General features: G+C 65.1%; 11 protein-coding genes and 1 pseudogene. 8 read left to right on the forward strand and 4 right to left on the reverse strand.

Annotation, left to right across the window (positions count from 1 at the left end; translation table 11 throughout):
* A pseudogene (gene glnA, locus QZ409_RS18420) lies at positions 1-226 on the forward strand (glutamine synthetase); the annotation flags it as partial.
* A gap of 145 nt (positions 227-371) precedes the next feature.
* Here glnA and QZ409_RS18425 read toward each other — a convergent pair.
* Positions 372-1607 carry a TCR/Tet family MFS transporter gene (locus QZ409_RS18425; protein ID WP_296714231.1) on the reverse strand — a complete coding sequence of 412 codons (1236 nt, stop codon included), beginning with the start codon at positions 1605-1607 and terminating at the stop codon, positions 372-374.
* 279 nt (positions 1608-1886) lie between these two features.
* On the opposite strand from QZ409_RS18425, the gene QZ409_RS18430 reads away from it, so the two are divergent.
* The gene (locus tag QZ409_RS18430; RefSeq protein ID WP_296714235.1) at positions 1887-4646 is read left to right on the forward strand and encodes a PAS domain-containing protein; all 2760 of its coding nucleotides are present in this window, start codon (positions 1887-1889) and stop codon (positions 4644-4646) included.
* Here the strand turns inward: QZ409_RS18430 and QZ409_RS18435 are convergent, their stop codons facing one another.
* Complete coding sequence (locus tag QZ409_RS18435; RefSeq protein ID WP_296714238.1) at positions 4647-5024, reverse strand: response regulator; 378 nt, start codon at positions 5022-5024, stop codon at positions 4647-4649.
* Positions 5025-5298: 274 nt separating this feature from the next.
* Here QZ409_RS18435 and parE point away from each other — a divergent pair, with 274 nt between their 5' ends.
* The 3 genes from parE to QZ409_RS18450 all read left to right on the forward strand — a co-directional run bounded on the left by parE (position 5299) and on the right by QZ409_RS18450 (position 9544).
* Positions 5299-7353: a DNA topoisomerase IV subunit B gene (gene parE / locus QZ409_RS18440; RefSeq protein ID WP_296714240.1), complete on the forward strand. Its 2055-nt coding sequence runs from the start codon at positions 5299-5301 to the stop codon at positions 7351-7353.
* Between the two features lie 92 nt (positions 7354-7445).
* A complete protein-coding gene (locus QZ409_RS18445) occupies positions 7446-7697 on the forward strand; it encodes a hypothetical protein (RefSeq protein ID WP_296714243.1) in 252 nt (83 codons plus the stop codon).
* 320 nt (positions 7698-8017) lie between these two features.
* Entirely contained in the window at positions 8018-9544 is a 1527-nt protein-coding gene (locus QZ409_RS18450) for a DEAD/DEAH box helicase (RefSeq protein ID WP_296714244.1), read from the forward strand.
* On the opposite strand, the gene QZ409_RS18455 is transcribed toward QZ409_RS18450, so the two are convergent.
* Both QZ409_RS18455 and QZ409_RS18460 read right to left on the reverse strand, forming a co-directional pair.
* Positions 9528-10217, reverse strand: a complete 690-nt coding sequence (locus QZ409_RS18455) for an HAD-IA family hydrolase (protein ID WP_296714246.1) — start codon at positions 10215-10217, stop codon at positions 9528-9530. The genes QZ409_RS18450 and QZ409_RS18455 overlap by 17 nt on opposite strands.
* A gap of 91 nt (positions 10218-10308) precedes the next feature.
* Positions 10309-13785 (reverse strand): AsmA-like C-terminal region-containing protein, encoded by a 3477-nt coding sequence (locus tag QZ409_RS18460; protein WP_296714250.1) that lies wholly within the window; start codon positions 13783-13785, stop codon positions 10309-10311.
* 239 nt (positions 13786-14024) lie between these two features.
* Here QZ409_RS18460 and QZ409_RS18465 point away from each other — a divergent pair, with 239 nt between their 5' ends.
* The 3 genes from QZ409_RS18465 to QZ409_RS18475 all read left to right on the forward strand — a co-directional run bounded on the left by QZ409_RS18465 (position 14025) and on the right by QZ409_RS18475 (position 16525).
* On the forward strand, positions 14025-14495 hold the full coding sequence (locus QZ409_RS18465) for a peroxiredoxin (protein WP_296714252.1): 471 nt from the start codon (positions 14025-14027) through the stop codon (positions 14493-14495).
* A 107-nt stretch (positions 14496-14602) separates the two neighbouring features.
* Positions 14603-15949 (forward strand): M23 family metallopeptidase, encoded by a 1347-nt coding sequence (locus tag QZ409_RS18470; protein WP_296714255.1) that lies wholly within the window; start codon positions 14603-14605, stop codon positions 15947-15949.
* Between the two features lie 39 nt (positions 15950-15988).
* Entirely contained in the window at positions 15989-16525 is a 537-nt protein-coding gene (locus QZ409_RS18475) for a heme-binding protein (protein ID WP_296714259.1), read from the forward strand.
* The last annotated feature ends 50 nt before the right edge of the window (positions 16526-16575 follow it).

Below are 16575 nucleotides of genomic sequence, written 5' to 3' on the forward strand. Positions count from 1 at the left end.
GGATCTCTATGATCTGCCCCCGCGCGAGCTGAAGAAGATCCCGACGGTGTGCGGCTCGCTGCGCGAGGCGCTCGTGAGCCTCGACAAGGACCGCGCCTTCCTGAAGGCCGGCGACGTGTTCAACGACGACTTCATCGACGCCTATATCGAGCTGAAGATGCAGGACGTGATGCGCACGGACATGACCCCGCATCCGGTCGAGTTCGACATGTATTATTCCTACTGAGCCGCAAGCTCAGGAAAGCGCGAAGGGCGGCCGCAAGGCCGCCCTTTTCGTTTGCGCCGTCCGCGCTGGCGTAGGCGCGACGCCACGTCGCCGCCACAAACAAGGGCGGCGACGCGGGACAGGTTTTGCTGTGGCGGAAAAAATCTCAAGCGGCGTCGCCGGCTGCGATCTTGGCGCGGCCGACCGCAAGCGTGAAGACAAGGCTCAAGCCCAGAAGGAGCGCGGCGAGGCCATAGCTGCCGCCCGGACTGCGTCCGCCCGCGATCTCCCAGGACAGAATCTGGGTATAGGCGATCGGGCCGATCATGCCGGAAATGCCGCGCAAGCTGGCGATAGCGCCCTGGACCGTCCCTTGCTCGCTCACGCCGGCCAGCCGCGTCGCCAAGGCCTGAAAAGCCGGTCCGGCAAGCCCCCAAAGCGCGACCAGCGGCAGCGCCGCGATGAAGACGGTCCCGTTCGGCGCGAGCGCGTAGGCGACGAAGCCCGCGACGCCGCAGGCGAGCCCGAACATGGCCGTCGGCAATTCGCCGAATTTCTTGACCGACTGCCGGACCAGGCCCGCGGCGACAATGGTCTGGGCGAGCCCGACCAAAGCGAGCACCTCTCCGGTGGTGCGGGCGTCCCAATGATAGCGGTAGCTGGTGTAGAGCACGAAGATGCTCGGCAGCGAGTCATGGGCGAGATAGGACAGGAAGATCGCGGCGGACAGCAGCGCAAGCGCCGGCTCGCGGCCGAGGAAGCGCAGGGAGCCGAGGACATGCGCCGTCTTCCAGACGATGCTCTTGGTGCGGTTCTCCGGCGCCAGCGATTCCGGCAGGACAAAAAAGCCGTAACAGGCGTTGAGCAGGCTGAAGCCGGCGGCGGCCCAGAACGGCAGGCGCAGGTCGATCTGGCCAAGATAGCCGCCAATGGCCGGCCCGAGCACGAAACCGAGGCCAAAGGCCCCGCCGAGCATGCCGAACCGCGCGGCGCGCTTATCGGCGGGGGTGATGTCGGCGATATAGGCGCCGGCGGTGGAAAAACTGGCCGAGGCCGCGCCGGAAATCAGCCGGCCCAGGAACAGCCAGCCGAGAGTCGGCGCGAGCGCCATCACGACATAATCCAGCCCGAGGCCGATATTCGACAACAATACGACCGGCCGCCGTCCGAAACGGTCGGACAGCGAGCCCAGCACCGGCTGGAAGACGAATTGCATAAAGGCCCAGGCGATGCCGAAATAGCCTACAACGCGCGAGGCCGTCCCGAAATCGCCGCCTTCGAAAGAGACGATCAGCTTGGGCAGCACAGGGATCATCACGCCCAGGGCGATCATATCGAGCGCGACGGTGATGAAAATGAAGAGAAAGGCGGCCTTGCCGGGCTTGTAGTTCTGCATCGCCATAGCGTCGCGCCTCTGCTCGGGCGGCGCGCCGGCGCCGGGGACCCGAAATGTGTGGAATTCCGTCTAGCGCGTCGGGACGCCGCGACGCAAATGAAAATCGCCGCGCCGCCCGGCGAAGAATTAGGCGAAGGTCGTTGCGCAAGATCGAGCCGATTGGTTGGGCTTTGCGGGCGATTGGTGTAAATATGACCTCTTGAGCTATTTGCCGCGCCGAACCATTTTAGATTAGCGATTTTTTATTCGCGCGGCGCGCGTCGGCCTGTTGGAAATGGGGGCAGCGTGCGGCAGGAAACGCAATCCGAATTTGTCGCCGGAGACCCCGAAGGCTCCGATCCGGCAGCGTTCGATTGGATGACGCCCTATGTCGCCTATCTGAAGCGGATCGCCAGCCTGCGCCACAGCGCGCCTGTCGCGCTGGCGTTCGGCATGGGGCTGCTGGCGGCCTCTGCCGGAGCGGCGTGCCAGGCGGCGCTCGTCGGGGCGGGCTTCGCCACGCCGTCGTCCCTCATCGCCTTTTATCCGGCTGTCATGATCGGCGCGCTCGCCGGAGGCTTTTTTGCCGGTCTTGTCTCGCTCGTGCTGTCGGCCTTCTCCGCGCATGTGTTGTCCGCCTGGCTCGATACGCCAACCGATGGCCCGGCGGTGCTCGTTTTCGTGGTGAGCGGCATCGCTTTCGCGCTGATCGGGGAAGCGATGCATCGCCTCTATTCCGATCTCAAGGCCGCCGAAGCGCGCCTGGAATTGCAGGCGCGCATTTCCGCGCTCGACGAGCACGCCATCGTCGCCGTCACCGACAAGCGCGGCGTCATCACCTATGCGAACGATAAATTCTGCACGATTTCGCAATATTCGCGGGCGGAGCTGCTCGGTCAGAACCACAACATCCTCAATTCCGGCGTGCATTCGAAGGAGTTTTTCCGCTCGATGTGGCGGACTATTGCTAAGGGGGGGGTCTGGCGCGGCGAGATCTGCAACCGCGCCAAGGACGGTTCGGAATATTGGGTCGACACGACCATCGTGCCCTTTCTCGACGAACGCGAACGCCCGCGCCAATTTGTCGCCATCCGCACCGACATCACGGAACGCAAGCGGGCCGAAATCGCCTTGATGGAAAGCGAGGCCGCGCTCCGGCAGAGCCAAAGCCGGCTGCGCCACGCCGCCGACGCCGGCCGCCTGACCTATACCGATTTCGACATCGTCAACCGGCGCGTCCATGTCGCCGAGAACTTCGCCCATGTCCTCGGCTACCAGCCGGCGACTCCGGCGGACGGCGGCCCGATGGAGGATGGCCTGAACAAGCTGCTCGACCATATGCCGCCGGACGATCGCCGCCGGCTGAGCGTGGCCGTGCAGCAATGTCTCAACGGGGCTTCGACCGGGCGCATCGAATATCGGGTCATCGGCGACGACGGCCAGGAACGCTGGATCGAAAGCGTGTGGAGCGCCGATATCGGCCCCGACGGCAAGCCGTTGCGCGTCTTCGTCACCGATCTCGACATCAGCGGCCTGCGCGCCGCCGAGGACGCCTTGCGCGAGAGCGAGCGCAATTTCCGCTCTCTCGCCAACGCGATTCCCCAGCTTGCCTGGATCGCCAGCCCCGACGGCGACATCACCTGGTTCAATGAACGCTGGTACGATTATACCGGCGCGAAGGCGGTGGGAGTGGACATTGCAGGACTGAAGGACGTGGTGGAGGCTGACGCCCTGCCCCAGCTCCTGGAGCGCTGGGCCGATTGCGTCGCGACCGGCCGCCCGCTGGACATGACCGTCTCCCTGCGTGGAACGGACGGCCGCTTCCGGCCCTTCTTGACACGCATCATGCCGCATCGCGACAGCGAGAACCGGGTGCTGCAATGGTTCGGCACCGCCACGGAAATCACCGAACAGAAGGAAATGGAGGCGGCCTTGCGCGCCGCGACCCTCGAAGCCGAGCGCGCCAATCGCGCCAAGTCCAAGTTCCTCGCCTCGGCCAGCCATGATCTGCGCCAGCCGGTGCAGTCGCTGGTGTTGCTGCTCGCACTGATCGAGCGACAGGTCGCCACCACCCCCAAGGCGCTCGAAACCGCGCGGATGATGAAACAGGCTCTGGGCGGGCTCAATGGTCTGCTCACGGCCATTCTGGACATTTCCCGCCTCGACGCGGGCGTGGTCGCGCCAAGCATCGACAATGTGGACCTGAGCGCCATGCTGGACCGCCTCTCCGCCGAATATGGCGCGAAAGCCGAAGACAAGGGGCTGGAGCTGCGAGTCATGCCGCGCAAGCTCTATGCGCTCGCCGATCCGGCGCTGCTGGAGCGCGCCCTGCGCAATCTGATCGAGAACGCCATGCGCTACACGCCGAGCGGGGGCGTGTTGATCGGCCTGCGCCGGCGCGGCTCGCGGGTGCGGATCGACGTCGTCGACACCGGCGTCGGCGTGCCAGAGGAAAAGCAGAAGGAAATCTTCGAGGAGTTCATCCAGCTCAACAACCCGGGGCGCGATCTCGCCAAGGGTCTCGGGCTGGGACTCGCCATAGTCGCCCGCCTCGCCGCGTTGCTGGACGCACAGGTCGAGGTCAGTTCGCGGGTGGGACGGGGCTCGCGCTTTTCTCTGTCCTTGCCCGCCGCCGAATCCGCCGGCGCCCCGGCCGAATCGCTCCCCGCGCATTTCGACGATCCGCGCGGTCGAATCCTGATCATCGAGGACAATCTGATCCTGCGCCGCGGCCTGGAAAACATCGCGCGCAAGTGGGGCTGCAAGACGCTCGCGGCCTCAAGCGGCGAGGAGGCGCTGGAGTTGGCGCTGGCGCGGCGCTGGCGCTTCGATGCGGTCGTCAGCGACTATCGGCTCGGCGCCGGCCTGACCGGTGTGGACGCCGCCAAGGAAATCGCGCGCCAGTCCGGACGAGAGTTTCCGACCCTCATCCTCACGGGCGACACCGCGACGGAACATATCGCCGAAATCGCCGCGAGCGGCTTCGAGCTGCTGCACAAGCCGGTCAGCGCCGAGCAATTGCGCCGCAAATTGTCTCGTCTGCTGGCGACCGAGTGCGCGAATTGATCATTCCGCTTTTTCGCGCCCGCGCAAGGCGATCAGTCCGTCGATAGTTCGCTGCAAATCCTCGAACTGGAACGGTTTGGTCAAAGCCGGCGCGTCACGATAGCCGGGCGCGAGCGCGCCGATGCCGTGTCCGGTGACGAAGGCGTAGGGGATCCCGTAAAGCGCGAGTGCGTCGGCGATCGGATAGGAGTCCTCGCCGTCGAGCGCGACGTCGAGCAGCGCGCCGTCGAGCGCCTCGCCCTCCCGCTCGACCAGTTCCAGCGCCGCGGAAACCGAGCGCGCCGGACCGACCACTTCGCAGCCGATTTCCATCAGCCATTCGGCGACGAGGAACGCCAGGATCGGATCGTCGTCCACGACCAAAAGACGCCGCGCCATATTTTCTCCACGGGAGGAATGCGCCATCGTTAGCAGGCTTTTGGAGCCCAATCCATGCGGAACGCCTGCAAATGTGGCCATTTTACCCGCATGGATAAAAATTGTTTTCGTTCTGTTCACTCCATTTACGCTTCATGCTAATGACAACGATGAGGGAATGCCGGTTGCGCGGCGCCAGCCGCGATCCATCCGAATTGTGGGAAACTCTTCGGCGTGGATCGCCTGACGCGTCGAATGCGGTACGTTTCGACATCTCAAACGACTTTGCGGGATCATGGCCGAGCACGATCTATTTGGCGCGCCCAAACCGGCGCCGGGCAAGAAAGCCTCCGAGCCGAAGAAGCCTTTGACTTCGGGTCCTTTGACTTCGGGCACGCCGGGCGAATCCGGCTATACGGCGGCCTCGATCGAGGTTCTGGAGGGGCTGGAGCCGGTGCGTCGGCGCCCCGGCATGTATATCGGCGGCACGGACGAAACCGCCCTGCATCACCTTTTCGCGGAAGTGCTCGACAACTCGATGGACGAGGCCGTGGCCGGCCACGCCACGCGCATCGATGTCGCGCTGGATGAGGAAGGCTTCCTGTCCGTGACCGATAATGGTCGCGGCATTCCCGTCGATCCGCATCCGAAATTCCCCAAGAAATCGGCGCTGGAAGTCATCATGACCACGCTCCACGCGGGCGGCAAGTTCGACTCGGGGGCCTATCAGACCTCGGGCGGCCTGCATGGCGTCGGCGTGTCGGTGGTCAACGCCTTGTCCGAGCGGCTGGAAGTCGAGGTTGCGCGCGGCCAGATCCTCTATCGCCAGGTCTTTTCGCGCGGCGCGCCGGTCGGCGGGATCGAAAACCTCGGCCGCATCGCCAATCGGCGCGGCACCAAGGTGCGCTTCAGGGCCGATCCGCAGATCTTCCGCGAGACCGCGCGCTTTTCTCCCGCTCGGCTGTTCAAGATGGCGCGGGCCAAGGCCTATCTGTTCGGCGGCGTCGAAATCCGCTGGAAATGCGCGCCTTCTTTGCTCGACGCCAATGGCAAGACGCCGCCGGAGGCCGTCTTCCATTTCCCCGGCGGGCTCAAGGATTATCTCGCCGCCGACATCGAGGGAAAGGAGCTGGTCGCGGAACAGTTTTTCGTCGGCCGGGTGGAAAAGGCGGAGCGGCACGGTTCGCTCGAGTGGGCGGTCGCCTGGCTCGCCCAGGACGATGGCAGCGTCCATTCCTATTGCAACACCATTCCGACCCCGGACGGCGGCGCGCATGAATCGGGTTTGCGCCTCGCCCTGCTGCGCGGTCTCAAGGACCACGCCGACCGCATCGGGCTGGGCAAGCGTGCTGCGGCAGTGACCAGCGAAGACCTCATGGCCGGCTGCGCGGCGATGATCTCCATCTTCATCCGCGAGCCGGAATTCCAGGGCCAGAACAAGAGCCGCCTGATGAGCGCCGAGGCCTCGCGCATCGTCGAGAGCATCATGCGCGACGCTTTCGACCATTGGCTCGCCGCCGCGCCGGCCCAGGCCAAGGCCCTTGTCGAATGGGCGGTCGACCGCGCCGAGGAGCGTTTGCGCCGACGCGCCGAGAAGGACGTGGCCCGCAAGAGCGCCACGCGCAAGCTGCGCCTGCCGGGCAAGCTCGCGGACTGCACGAATAACTCGGCGCAAGGCTCTGAACTCTTTATCGTTGAGGGTGATTCCGCGGGAGGCTCGGCCAAGCAGGCGCGCGACCGCGCCAATCAGGCGATCCTGCCGCTGCGCGGCAAGATCCTCAATGTCGCCAGCTCGACGCGCGAGAAGATGACCGCCAACCAGCAGTTGGGCGACCTGATCCAGGCGCTGGGCGTCGGCACGGGTTCGCAATATCGCGCCGAGGATCTGCGCTATGACAAGGTCATCATCATGACCGACGCCGACGTGGACGGCGCCCATATCGCCTCGCTGCTCATCACCTTCTTCTATCGGCAAATGCCCAAGCTGATCGATCAAGGGCATCTCTATCTGGCTGTGCCGCCGCTCTATAAGCTCACGCAAGGCGCCAAGATCGCCTATGCGCGCGACGAGTTTCATCGCGACGAATTACTGAGCAAGGAGTTCAATGCGCGCGGCAAGGTCGAAATGAGCCGCTTCAAGGGCCTTGGCGAAATGCTGCCCGCGCAGCTGAAGGAAACCACCATGGCGCCCGGCAAGCGCACCCTGCTGCGGGTGGCGATCGTCGATGAGGACCGCGAGGAGACGGCGGATTCGGTCGAGCGTTTGATGGGAACGAAGCCGGAGGCGCGCTTCGCTTTCCTGCAGGAGCGCGCCGCTTTCGCCGCCTCCGCCGATCTCGTCGATCTCTGATCCTCTATGCATCTCACGCATGAAACCGTGATCTCGTAACGCTCCGTTTACCGTGGCCCTTCATAAAGGATCCATCATGTCGGGAGCGTCAGATGTCCGCAGACAAGGATTTGGTCAACAACCGGAAGGGATCCGCGGTCGATAAATTCGCGCTGCTTTGCGCGTTTGTTTCGATCGTCTGCGTGTTCGGCGCGCATGGAATGGACAAGCTCGCCCAAAGCGGAGCTCTGCCCACTTTCGCGTTCGACCGCGCCGGCGTCGACTATGCGCCCACCGCCTCGATCCGCGGACAGGCTAGCAAGGTCCAGCTCAATCCTTGTGGCGAAAGCGCGAAAACGCGCTGAGAAGCGGCCCCTTTCGGCGCTATATTCCGAGATATTCATTGACTTTGACGCCGCTTGGCCTAATGGTCCACGTGGCGTTTCGGGGTGCGCGCGCCAGGGATGACGGCTTGCCTTCACGGTCGGCCAGTCCCGGGCGCCCTCCGCCGAAGTGACGCACAAAGCGCTCAAGCGCTTCGTGGCGTCTTTGCCGATTGGGTTCAGGGTCCCGCCGCTCGGCTCGATAATGTGAATTGGCTGACCTCGGCGGCTGCTTCCTAAGGGAGCGGCGCCAGCTCTTTGGCGGGGCCGATCCTTTTCAAACCCTGATATTGGAACCTTTAATGCAGTTTTCCGAACTCGGCCTCAGCGAAAAAGTGCTGCGCGCCGTCGAAACTTCCGGATATACCACGCCGACGCCGATCCAGGCCCAGGCCATTCCCTGCGTTCTGGCCGGCCGCGACGTGCTCGGCATCGCGCAGACGGGCACCGGCAAGACCGCCGCCTTCACCCTCCCCATGCTGTGCCGGCTCGAACAGGGCCGCGCCCGCGCCCGCGTGCCGCGGACGCTAATCCTGGAGCCGACGCGCGAACTCGCCGCCCAGGTCGAGGAAAGCTTCAACAAATACGGCTCGCAGCACAAGCTCAACGTGGCCTTGCTGATCGGCGGCGTCTCCTTCGCCGACCAGGAAGTCAAGATCATGCGCGGCGCCGATGTGTTGATCGCCACGCCCGGCCGCCTGCTCGACTTTTTCGAGCGCGGCAAGCTGCTGCTCTCGGGCATCGAAATCCTCGTCATCGACGAGGCTGACCGCATGCTCGACATGGGCTTCATCCCCGATATCGAGAAGATCTGCAAGCTGGTGCCCTTCACGCGCCAGACCCTGTTCTTCTCGGCGACCATGCCGCCGGAAATCACGCGGCTGACCGAGCAGTTCCTGCATAATCCGACGCGTATCGAAGTCGCCCGCGCCGCCACCACGGCCTCGACGATCACGCAGCAACTGGTCGCCTCGCATGGCGGCGGCGACAAGCGCGAAACCCTGCGCCGCCTGCTGCGCGCGGCCGATGGCCTGAAAAACGCGATCGTGTTCTGCAACCGCAAGCGCGACGTGGCCATCGTCTACAAGAGCCTGGAAAAGCACGGCTTTCCCGTCGGCGCCTTGCATGGCGACATGGACCAGTCCGCGCGCATGGCCTCGCTTGACGCCTTCAAAAATGGCGCGGTCGACATTCTGGTCTGCTCCGACGTCGCCGCGCGCGGCCTCGATATTCCCGACGTCAGCCACGTCTTCAATTTCGATGTGCCGACCCATTCCGAGGATTATGTCCATCGCATCGGCCGCACCGGTCGCGCGGGACGCTCGGGCCACGCCTATACGATCGTCACCGAGGACGATTCCAAATATGTCTCCCAGATCCAGGATCTGATCAAAGAGCAGATCGAATGGGTCGGACCGCGTTTCGGCGAGTTGGCTCCGGCCGAGCATATCGGCCGGGATCGCGACCGCGCCGCCGAGAGGCCGCGCCGTGGATCGCGCGGCGACCGCACCGAGCGCGGACCGCGTCGTGAACGTTCGCACGGCGGCGAAGAGCCGGTCCGCCAGGGCCGCCAACAGGCGCCTCGCGCAAATCACGAGGCGCCCCGCGCGGATAGCGAGGCGCCCCGGGCAATTCACGCCGAGCCGCGCACAAAAGACGCGCCGGTCCGCATGAAGGATGCGCCCGCCCGCGTCAGGGACGAGGCGCCCCGGCGGAGAAACGCCGGCCGCCAGGCTGACGACGACGCGCCTGTGATCGGCATGGGCGACCATGTGCCGAGCTTCCTGCTTCGCCCGGTGCGCCTGAAGAGCGTCAAGACAGCCGAGTAACCGAGTCCAGCAGGGCCATCGTCAGGCCCTCGCAATTCAGCAATTCGACCGAAGCGCCGGCGAGATCGTCGTCGGCGCTGAATGGCGAGCGCACCGCGACGACCGTCAGCCCCGCCCCGCGCGCCGCAAGCACGCCATTGCGAGAATCCTCGATGGCGACGCAAAGCTCCGGCGCCTTGCCGAGCTTGTCCAGCACCAGCCGATAGACGTCCGGCGCTGGCTTTTTCTTCTCCACCATGTCGCCAGCGCCAACGACGGGAAAGACCTCCCGCCAGTTCGGGCCGAGCGCGGCGCCCAGCAAAGCCTCGATATTGGGCATGGATGTCGTGGTGGCGATGGCCAGCTCCAGCCCCGCCGCGCGCGCCGCCGCAATGAATTCCCTGACCCCGGGACGCAAGGGAACGCCGCCAGCGGCCACCATCCTAGTATAGATCGCTGTCTTGGCCTTGTGCAATTCCGCGACGAAACCGGGTTCGGCGCGGCCGCCGCTTCGCTCGATGAAATGAGCGATCCGCTCCTTGCCTCCCGTCACCTTCAGCAATTCGCGATAGAGCGGGACATCCCAGTCCCAGTCGAGGCCGGAATCGGCGAAAGCCCGATTGAACGCGAGACGATGGACCTCCTCTGTTTCGGCCAAAGTCCCGTCAAGATCGAAAATCACCACCTCGACCACGCGCGCCTCCTGTGCTTTTTCGCCAAGGTGGGGGCGTGGTCGCCAAAATGAAATTTAAAACTTCGCAACACCCCTTAAGTTTTTCTGCATTTCAGTGGGGAAGGATGCCGAAAATCTTGCGCAAGAACCCCGGAGCTATGGCCGAGAGCGGATTGACCGACAGGACCGGCGACGCAGTTTTCCCGGAAACGCGGAAATTCACGCCGATCAGCCCTTCCTCCTGGCCGCCGCCCAGCACCATCCCGATAACAGGCAATTGCCCGAACAGATTGTTGACGCCATAGGCGGGCACGAATGTGCCGGAGACGTCGAGGGTGTCGTTGTCGAAATCGATCCAGCCTTCGAGCGTCGAGCCGATGCTCGGATTGGCGATGGCGCCGTCGCGCACCACGAGCCGGCCATTGGTCTTTTGCAGCAAGGCGTGCATTCGCGAGAACTGTACCGAGCTGGGATTCAGCTTGACCTTGGAGGCCAGAGCCCCGGCGTTGGGCGCATCCGCGAAGCTTTTCAGAGCCGGCTCGCCGCGCAACACGAAATTCTCGACGTCGACGGAGCCGGAAAATCCTCCGTCCGCGAGGCGCAATTCGGCTGAGAAGGCGCCGCCCTCCATATGGGTGTAAAAATCCATGAAGGAGAGCAGCGCGCCGCCGTCGGATGTGCTGAGGGTAAAAAGAGGAGCGCCGGAATCGGGACGGGTCAAGGCGCCCTTCACCGGATCGGCGCCGAGCTTGCCGGAAATGTTCAGCGCCTGGAACTGGCCGCCCTTCTTGGCGAGACGCATTGCGGCGTTGGAAATGATCTGGCGATTGGCGCCGGTCAGAAGGGTCGCACTGAGGTCAAGATCGAAATCGGTCGTCGGGCCGCGAGCGGCGCTGCTGTCGGTCAGACTGCTCAGGAAGGGACGCGCGTCGACCGCGGCGCCGCGCGCCGTGATTTTCATGATCTCGCCGCTCTTCTGGGCCTCGACCTGCAAATTGTCGCCGGGCGAGAATTTTACCTGCGGCAGTTTCGCCGCCGCCAGCGCGCCTTCGGGCGAGAGTTGCAGCGTTCCCCGGGCGCTCTGACCGGAGCCGTCATAGAGGAAATCGTCCAGCGTCGCGGCGCCGCGTTCGTCCTCGCGATAGGCGAAGGTCGATTTCGCGGGGCGGCCGGCGGGTTTGAAAAGGCCGGGCACGGGATAGATCAGCCCGGTCTTGGCGAGATCCAGCTCGACCTGGGCCTGCGGATGCGCCGCGCCGACGTCGCCGACGATCTTCACGCCGACTGGACCGACGACGCTGGAGCCGAAATTCAGCCCGGCCTTGGCGCGGGCCGCCTCGTCCATCGGGAAAGCGATCGTCCCCTTGGGGGGCTGGTCGTCGCTCCGCGTGAATTCGAGCGTCGCCGGCGCGCCGAACAGCCTACCCGTACCCGTAATGCGGGTGACGCCGCCAAGCAGGCTCACCGCCAGCGAACCCTGTTCGAGACCGGCCTTGCCGATCAGGCGATCCGCCGAAAAACCTTCGACCCGTGCCTTGACCTCCATGCTCGACAGCTTGGGATCGTAAACATCCTGGAGCGCGGTCCGGTAGGTGAATTCGCCGTCGAACTGGCCCTTTGTCGTCTTGGGGTCCAGCGGCAGGCTGGCGACCTTGGCGAAGCCCGGCATGGCAAGGATCTCGCCCAGCACGTCGAGCGAGCCGCGCCCACGCGCGCCGACGATGAGCTGCATTGGCCTGGCCTTGAAATCAGGCATCGTCATGCGGCCGTCCGTCAGGTCGATCCGCCGTCCAGGCGCCGATTCCATGAAGGCGACGCTGGCGTCCAACCGCGCCGACCGGCCAGTCGAGACGCCTTGGGCGTTCATGCCCTGGACGGCCGGAGCGCCGTCGAGAAAGGTGAAGGCGGCGTCCCGGACGGTATAATCCATCGCCACACGGTCGCTCATGGGCGGGACCTGCGCCCGCATCATGCGCAGGTCCAGGTCGTCGAGGTCGACCGCCATGCGGAAGGTCTCGAGCGTTCCGGAGAGGAGATGGTCTCCGGCCCAGCCGCGCACGGGCGCGCCGAAGGCGTGGGGCCAGATGGCGAGCGCGCCCGCCGCCGTCGTTTTGCCCGCGGAAACGCCAAGGCGCATATGGACGCCGTCAACCCAATCGACCGAGCCCTGCACGGCGGCGGCGACCTCCGGCCCCACCAGCTCGATGCGATTGAACGACAGAATTTTGTTTGCCGGATCGAGCGCCAGATCGATGCGGATCGTGGCGATCGTCACCGGCTTCTCGCCCGCTCGGTCCGGGCCGATCACGCAGGCCTCCGCCTGTTTGAAGTTCATGCTCCACGGCGCGGCGTCCTGGGCGGGAGGCGCGATCACGCCATTGAAGAAGCAGCGCGAGGCCCCCGAGAAGATCTGCGCCTGGTCGACCACGGCGCGATGGCTGGCGGCGTCCCAATGCGCGGCGGCGAAAAACTCGTCGAGGAAGACGGGCGGAAAGTCGGGATCGTCGAAGCGCCAGAACCCCTGCCCCAGCGCCAGCCGGGCGTTGGCGTCGAGCACATGGTTGTCGCCCCGAAACGAGGCCGAGGCCTTGAACGAAATTGGAATGTCGGAATCGATCGGCAGACTGGACTTGCCCGCCAGCAGCGCGATCTCGTCGATGGAAAAGCCCGATCCTTCGATCGCCAGTTCATGGGCGTCGTCGCGGTCGCCGCGCGCGACGCCTTCGACCGACCATCGCCTGCTCGGGCCGCGCGCCGAAATTTTCACATCGACTACCGGGCGGTGGCTGGCGATGGCGCGATCCAGCGAAAATTCGAATTCCTCGAAGCCGCGCTTCTGGCCAGCCTCGCGGTCGTCGATAATCAGGCGCCCCCGCCTGATGCCGAAATGATCAAGGGCGGCTATCGGGCTGTCGCGGCCCTGCCCAATGTCGAAAATCGTGTTGATCGCCTTCGCCACCTGTCGCAACACCTTCGCGCGCTCGACGTGAACTTGGCCGCTGGTCGGCGGCGCGACGCTGGGCTGCGGCTCCGCAGGAGCGTCCGCGGGGGCGGCCGGCGGCGGACTCGACGCAGCTTCGGGCGCCGCAGGAGCCGCCAGGCTGGCGGGCTCGCCGCCCGCCGTCAGATCGAGGCCGCCGTCCGCCAGCACGCGCAGCTCAACGTTCAGGCCGTCGATATCGACACGCGACGGCTTGATCTGTCCGGCCAGCAGGGACAGCGGATCGAAGATGAGATCGGCCTTGGGCGCGGAAATCAGACGGCGGCCGTCGGCGCGGCTCAGCTTGACTCCCGTGATCGCCAGGGCGAGGCCGCGATCCTGCCGCTCGATGTCCATGCCTTCGATTTCGAGCGCATAACCGGGGCCGAGGCGCTGCTGGAGCGCGGAGACAAGGACCGGCTTGAAGATGTCGAGACTGACGCGGCCGAATGCGAGGGCGGCGACGACGATCCCGAGGACGCATAGAACCGTCATCAGCGCAAAGGACAAAGTCGCGCTGGCGAGGCGGCGCGTGCGACGAAAGCGCTTCCGCCGTTCCGGCGGAGGCGGCGGCGCTTCAAGAACTTCGGGATCTCTCGTTTCGACCAATGCGACCGCTTTCTTCGCCGTTGCGGCTGGCCCGGCCAACCGAATCGTCATTCTATAGCAAAACGCCGCCTCCTTCCGGCCCGGAAGCGCGGCTGGCCTCATTTTTGCGACGCAGAAATATGCAGACATTTGCGCCCGAAATAAGCAAAAATGGCGGCTTGAGCGGGAGGCGCTTCGCGCGCCCCGCCAAAGGGCGGCGGCGGCGTTGTTGCACGCCGCTCGAACTGAAAGGACAGGCGATGGCGGCGGTTTTACAAGCGGGCGATGCGGCCCCGGATTTCACCTTGCCGAGGGACGGCAAGGGCGAGATCTCGCTGGGCGATTTCAAGGGCGGCAAGCTCGTGCTCTATTTCTATCCCAAGGACGACACTTCGGGCTGCACCGCCGAGGCCATCGCCTTCAACGGGCTGGCCAAGGAATTCGCCGCGGCTGGGGCCACAATCGTCGGCGCCTCGCCCGATCCGGTCAAGAAGCACGACAAGTTCCGCGACAAATATGAGCTGAGCTTTCCGCTTGTCGCCGACGAAGCCAAGCAAATGCTGGAAGCCTATGGCGTCTGGGTCGAGAAGAGCATGTATGGCCGCAAATATATGGGGGTCGAGCGCACGACCTTCCTGATCGGCCCCGATGGCAAGATCGCAAGGGTCTGGCGCAAGGTTAAAGTGCCGGGCCATGCCGAGGAAGTTCTGGCGGCGGCCAAAAGCCTGTAACCGAGGCGCGCTAAACCCCTGTTGGCGAAACATTAACCATGTTCGCTTACCTTTTCTCCTGAACTCGATCGCGCCCTCGCCGGCGCGATCCTTCGGGATGAAGCATGATGCGTGGCGCGGCAATTTCGGCGCAGGCCCCTCGGCCTGGCTTGATCCTTCAAGTGTCCTTCGGCGATTTTCATCGCCAGATCACGCTGCCGCGGGCGGTCGCCGCGGCGGTGCTTTTCGTAATTCCGGCGCTGGCGCTGACCTGCCTCGCCGCGGGCTCCTACCTGATGTTTCGCGACGACATGCTCGCCTCGCTGATGCGCCGGCAGGCGAGCAATCAATTCGCCTATGAAGACCGCATCGCGGCCCTGCGTTCGCAGATCGACTCCCTCGCCTCGCGGCAAATGCTCAATCAGGACAGTTTCGAAGGCAAGATGGCGGAACTGACGGTGCGGCAGGCCAAGCTCGAATCCCGCTCCGCCCTGCTCGCCTCGCTAGCCGCGCGAATCGACCCGCAGGATCTTTCCGCCGCCCGCCGTCCCTCTTCCGCCGCGCCGGCCCAAATCCCCGCCGCAGCCGCACAGGCGCCAGCCCCGGCCGCTGCGCCCACGCCCGCCGCTGCGCGCGAAAATTTCAAGCCGGCGCCGGAGGGCTTCGATCTGCGCCGCGCTCATCCGCTGGACGCCACCGGAGAGGATGTTTCCGAAAACGTCGATCCGGCCCTGCCCGATCAGCGCCTGCGCACGTTCGCGGCGCGATTCGACAGCATCGAGCAGCGTCAGATCGCCGCCTTGAACGGCCTCAAGGCGCCCGCCGCCGCCAAGGCCGAGCGCCTGCGCGAAGCCTTCGCCGAAGCCGGCCTGCCGGTCGAACGCATGGTGCGGCAGGCGGCCGCCCGGCCCGACAAGGACGGCGTCACAAATGTGGCGATGGGCGGCCCCTATGTTCCCGTTGTGGCTCCGGATCGCGGCGGCGATTTCGAGCGGGCCTACGCCAGCCTGAACACCTCCATCATCACCATGGACGGATTGCGCCGCGCCCTGCCTTTCGCGCCACTGCGCCAGCCCCTCCCCGGCCCGCTCGACGTCACCTCGACTTTCGGCTATCGCACCGACCCTTTCCTCGGCAAGCCCGCCTTACATAGCGGCATGGATTTTCGCGGCGATTACGGCGATCCGGTGCGCGCCACCGCCGCCGGGCGCGTGATCACGGCGGGACAGGCTGGCGGCTATGGCAATATGGTCGAAGTGGATCATGGCGCCGGCCTCACGACCCGCTATGGCCATTTGTCCCGCATCCTTGTCGAGGATGGCCAGTGGGTGCAAGCGGGTGCGACGCTTGGCGCGATCGGCTCGACGGGCCGCTCGACCGGCCCGCATCTGCACTATGAGGTGCGCGTCGACGGCGCGCCGGTCGACCCCAGCCGCTACATTAAAGCTGGAAGGTTGTTGAACGCGGGGCTGTGATCCGCGTTATCCTGCCGGTATCCGCTCCGGGAGGCTTTCATGCGCATTCAGGCCCTTGCTTTCTTGCTTTTCTCGTCCGTCCTCACGCCCATTTCCGTCTCCGCGCAGCAGCCCGCCGCGCCGGCCGCCTATCCGCTCGACGCCATTCCCGACAAAATGCCCTTCGCGACGCCTTATGGCCCGCCGATTTCGCTGTCGCGCGCGCAGGCGGCGATCACCGCCGCGCAGGCCGAGGCCGAGAAACGTGGCTGGCCGCTCGATATCGCCGTCGTCGATTCCGGCGCCAATCTCGTCGCTTTTGCGCGCATGGACGGCGCGCAACTCGCCTCCATCGCCATCGCGGAACATAAGGCGCGCGCCGCCGCATCCTTCCGCCGCCCGACCCGCGTGTTCGAGGAAGCGGTGCAGAAAGTCGATTTTAAATTTGTCCTCACCCTCGACGACGTCATCGCGTCTCGCGGCGGCATTCCCTTGATCGAGGATGGCAAGCTGATCGGCGCCATCGGTTGTTCGGGAGGGGCGGGTTCGCAAGATGAGGTCGTCTGCGCGGCGGGCGCGGCGACGATCAACAAATAAAGTCAAGAAAAAATTCCGGCCGAAGAAAAAGGCGCGCCAGACGGCGCGCC

This window comes from Rhodoblastus sp., from assembly GCF_019449565.1.
Classification (GTDB): domain Bacteria; phylum Pseudomonadota; class Alphaproteobacteria; order Rhizobiales; family Beijerinckiaceae; genus Rhodoblastus.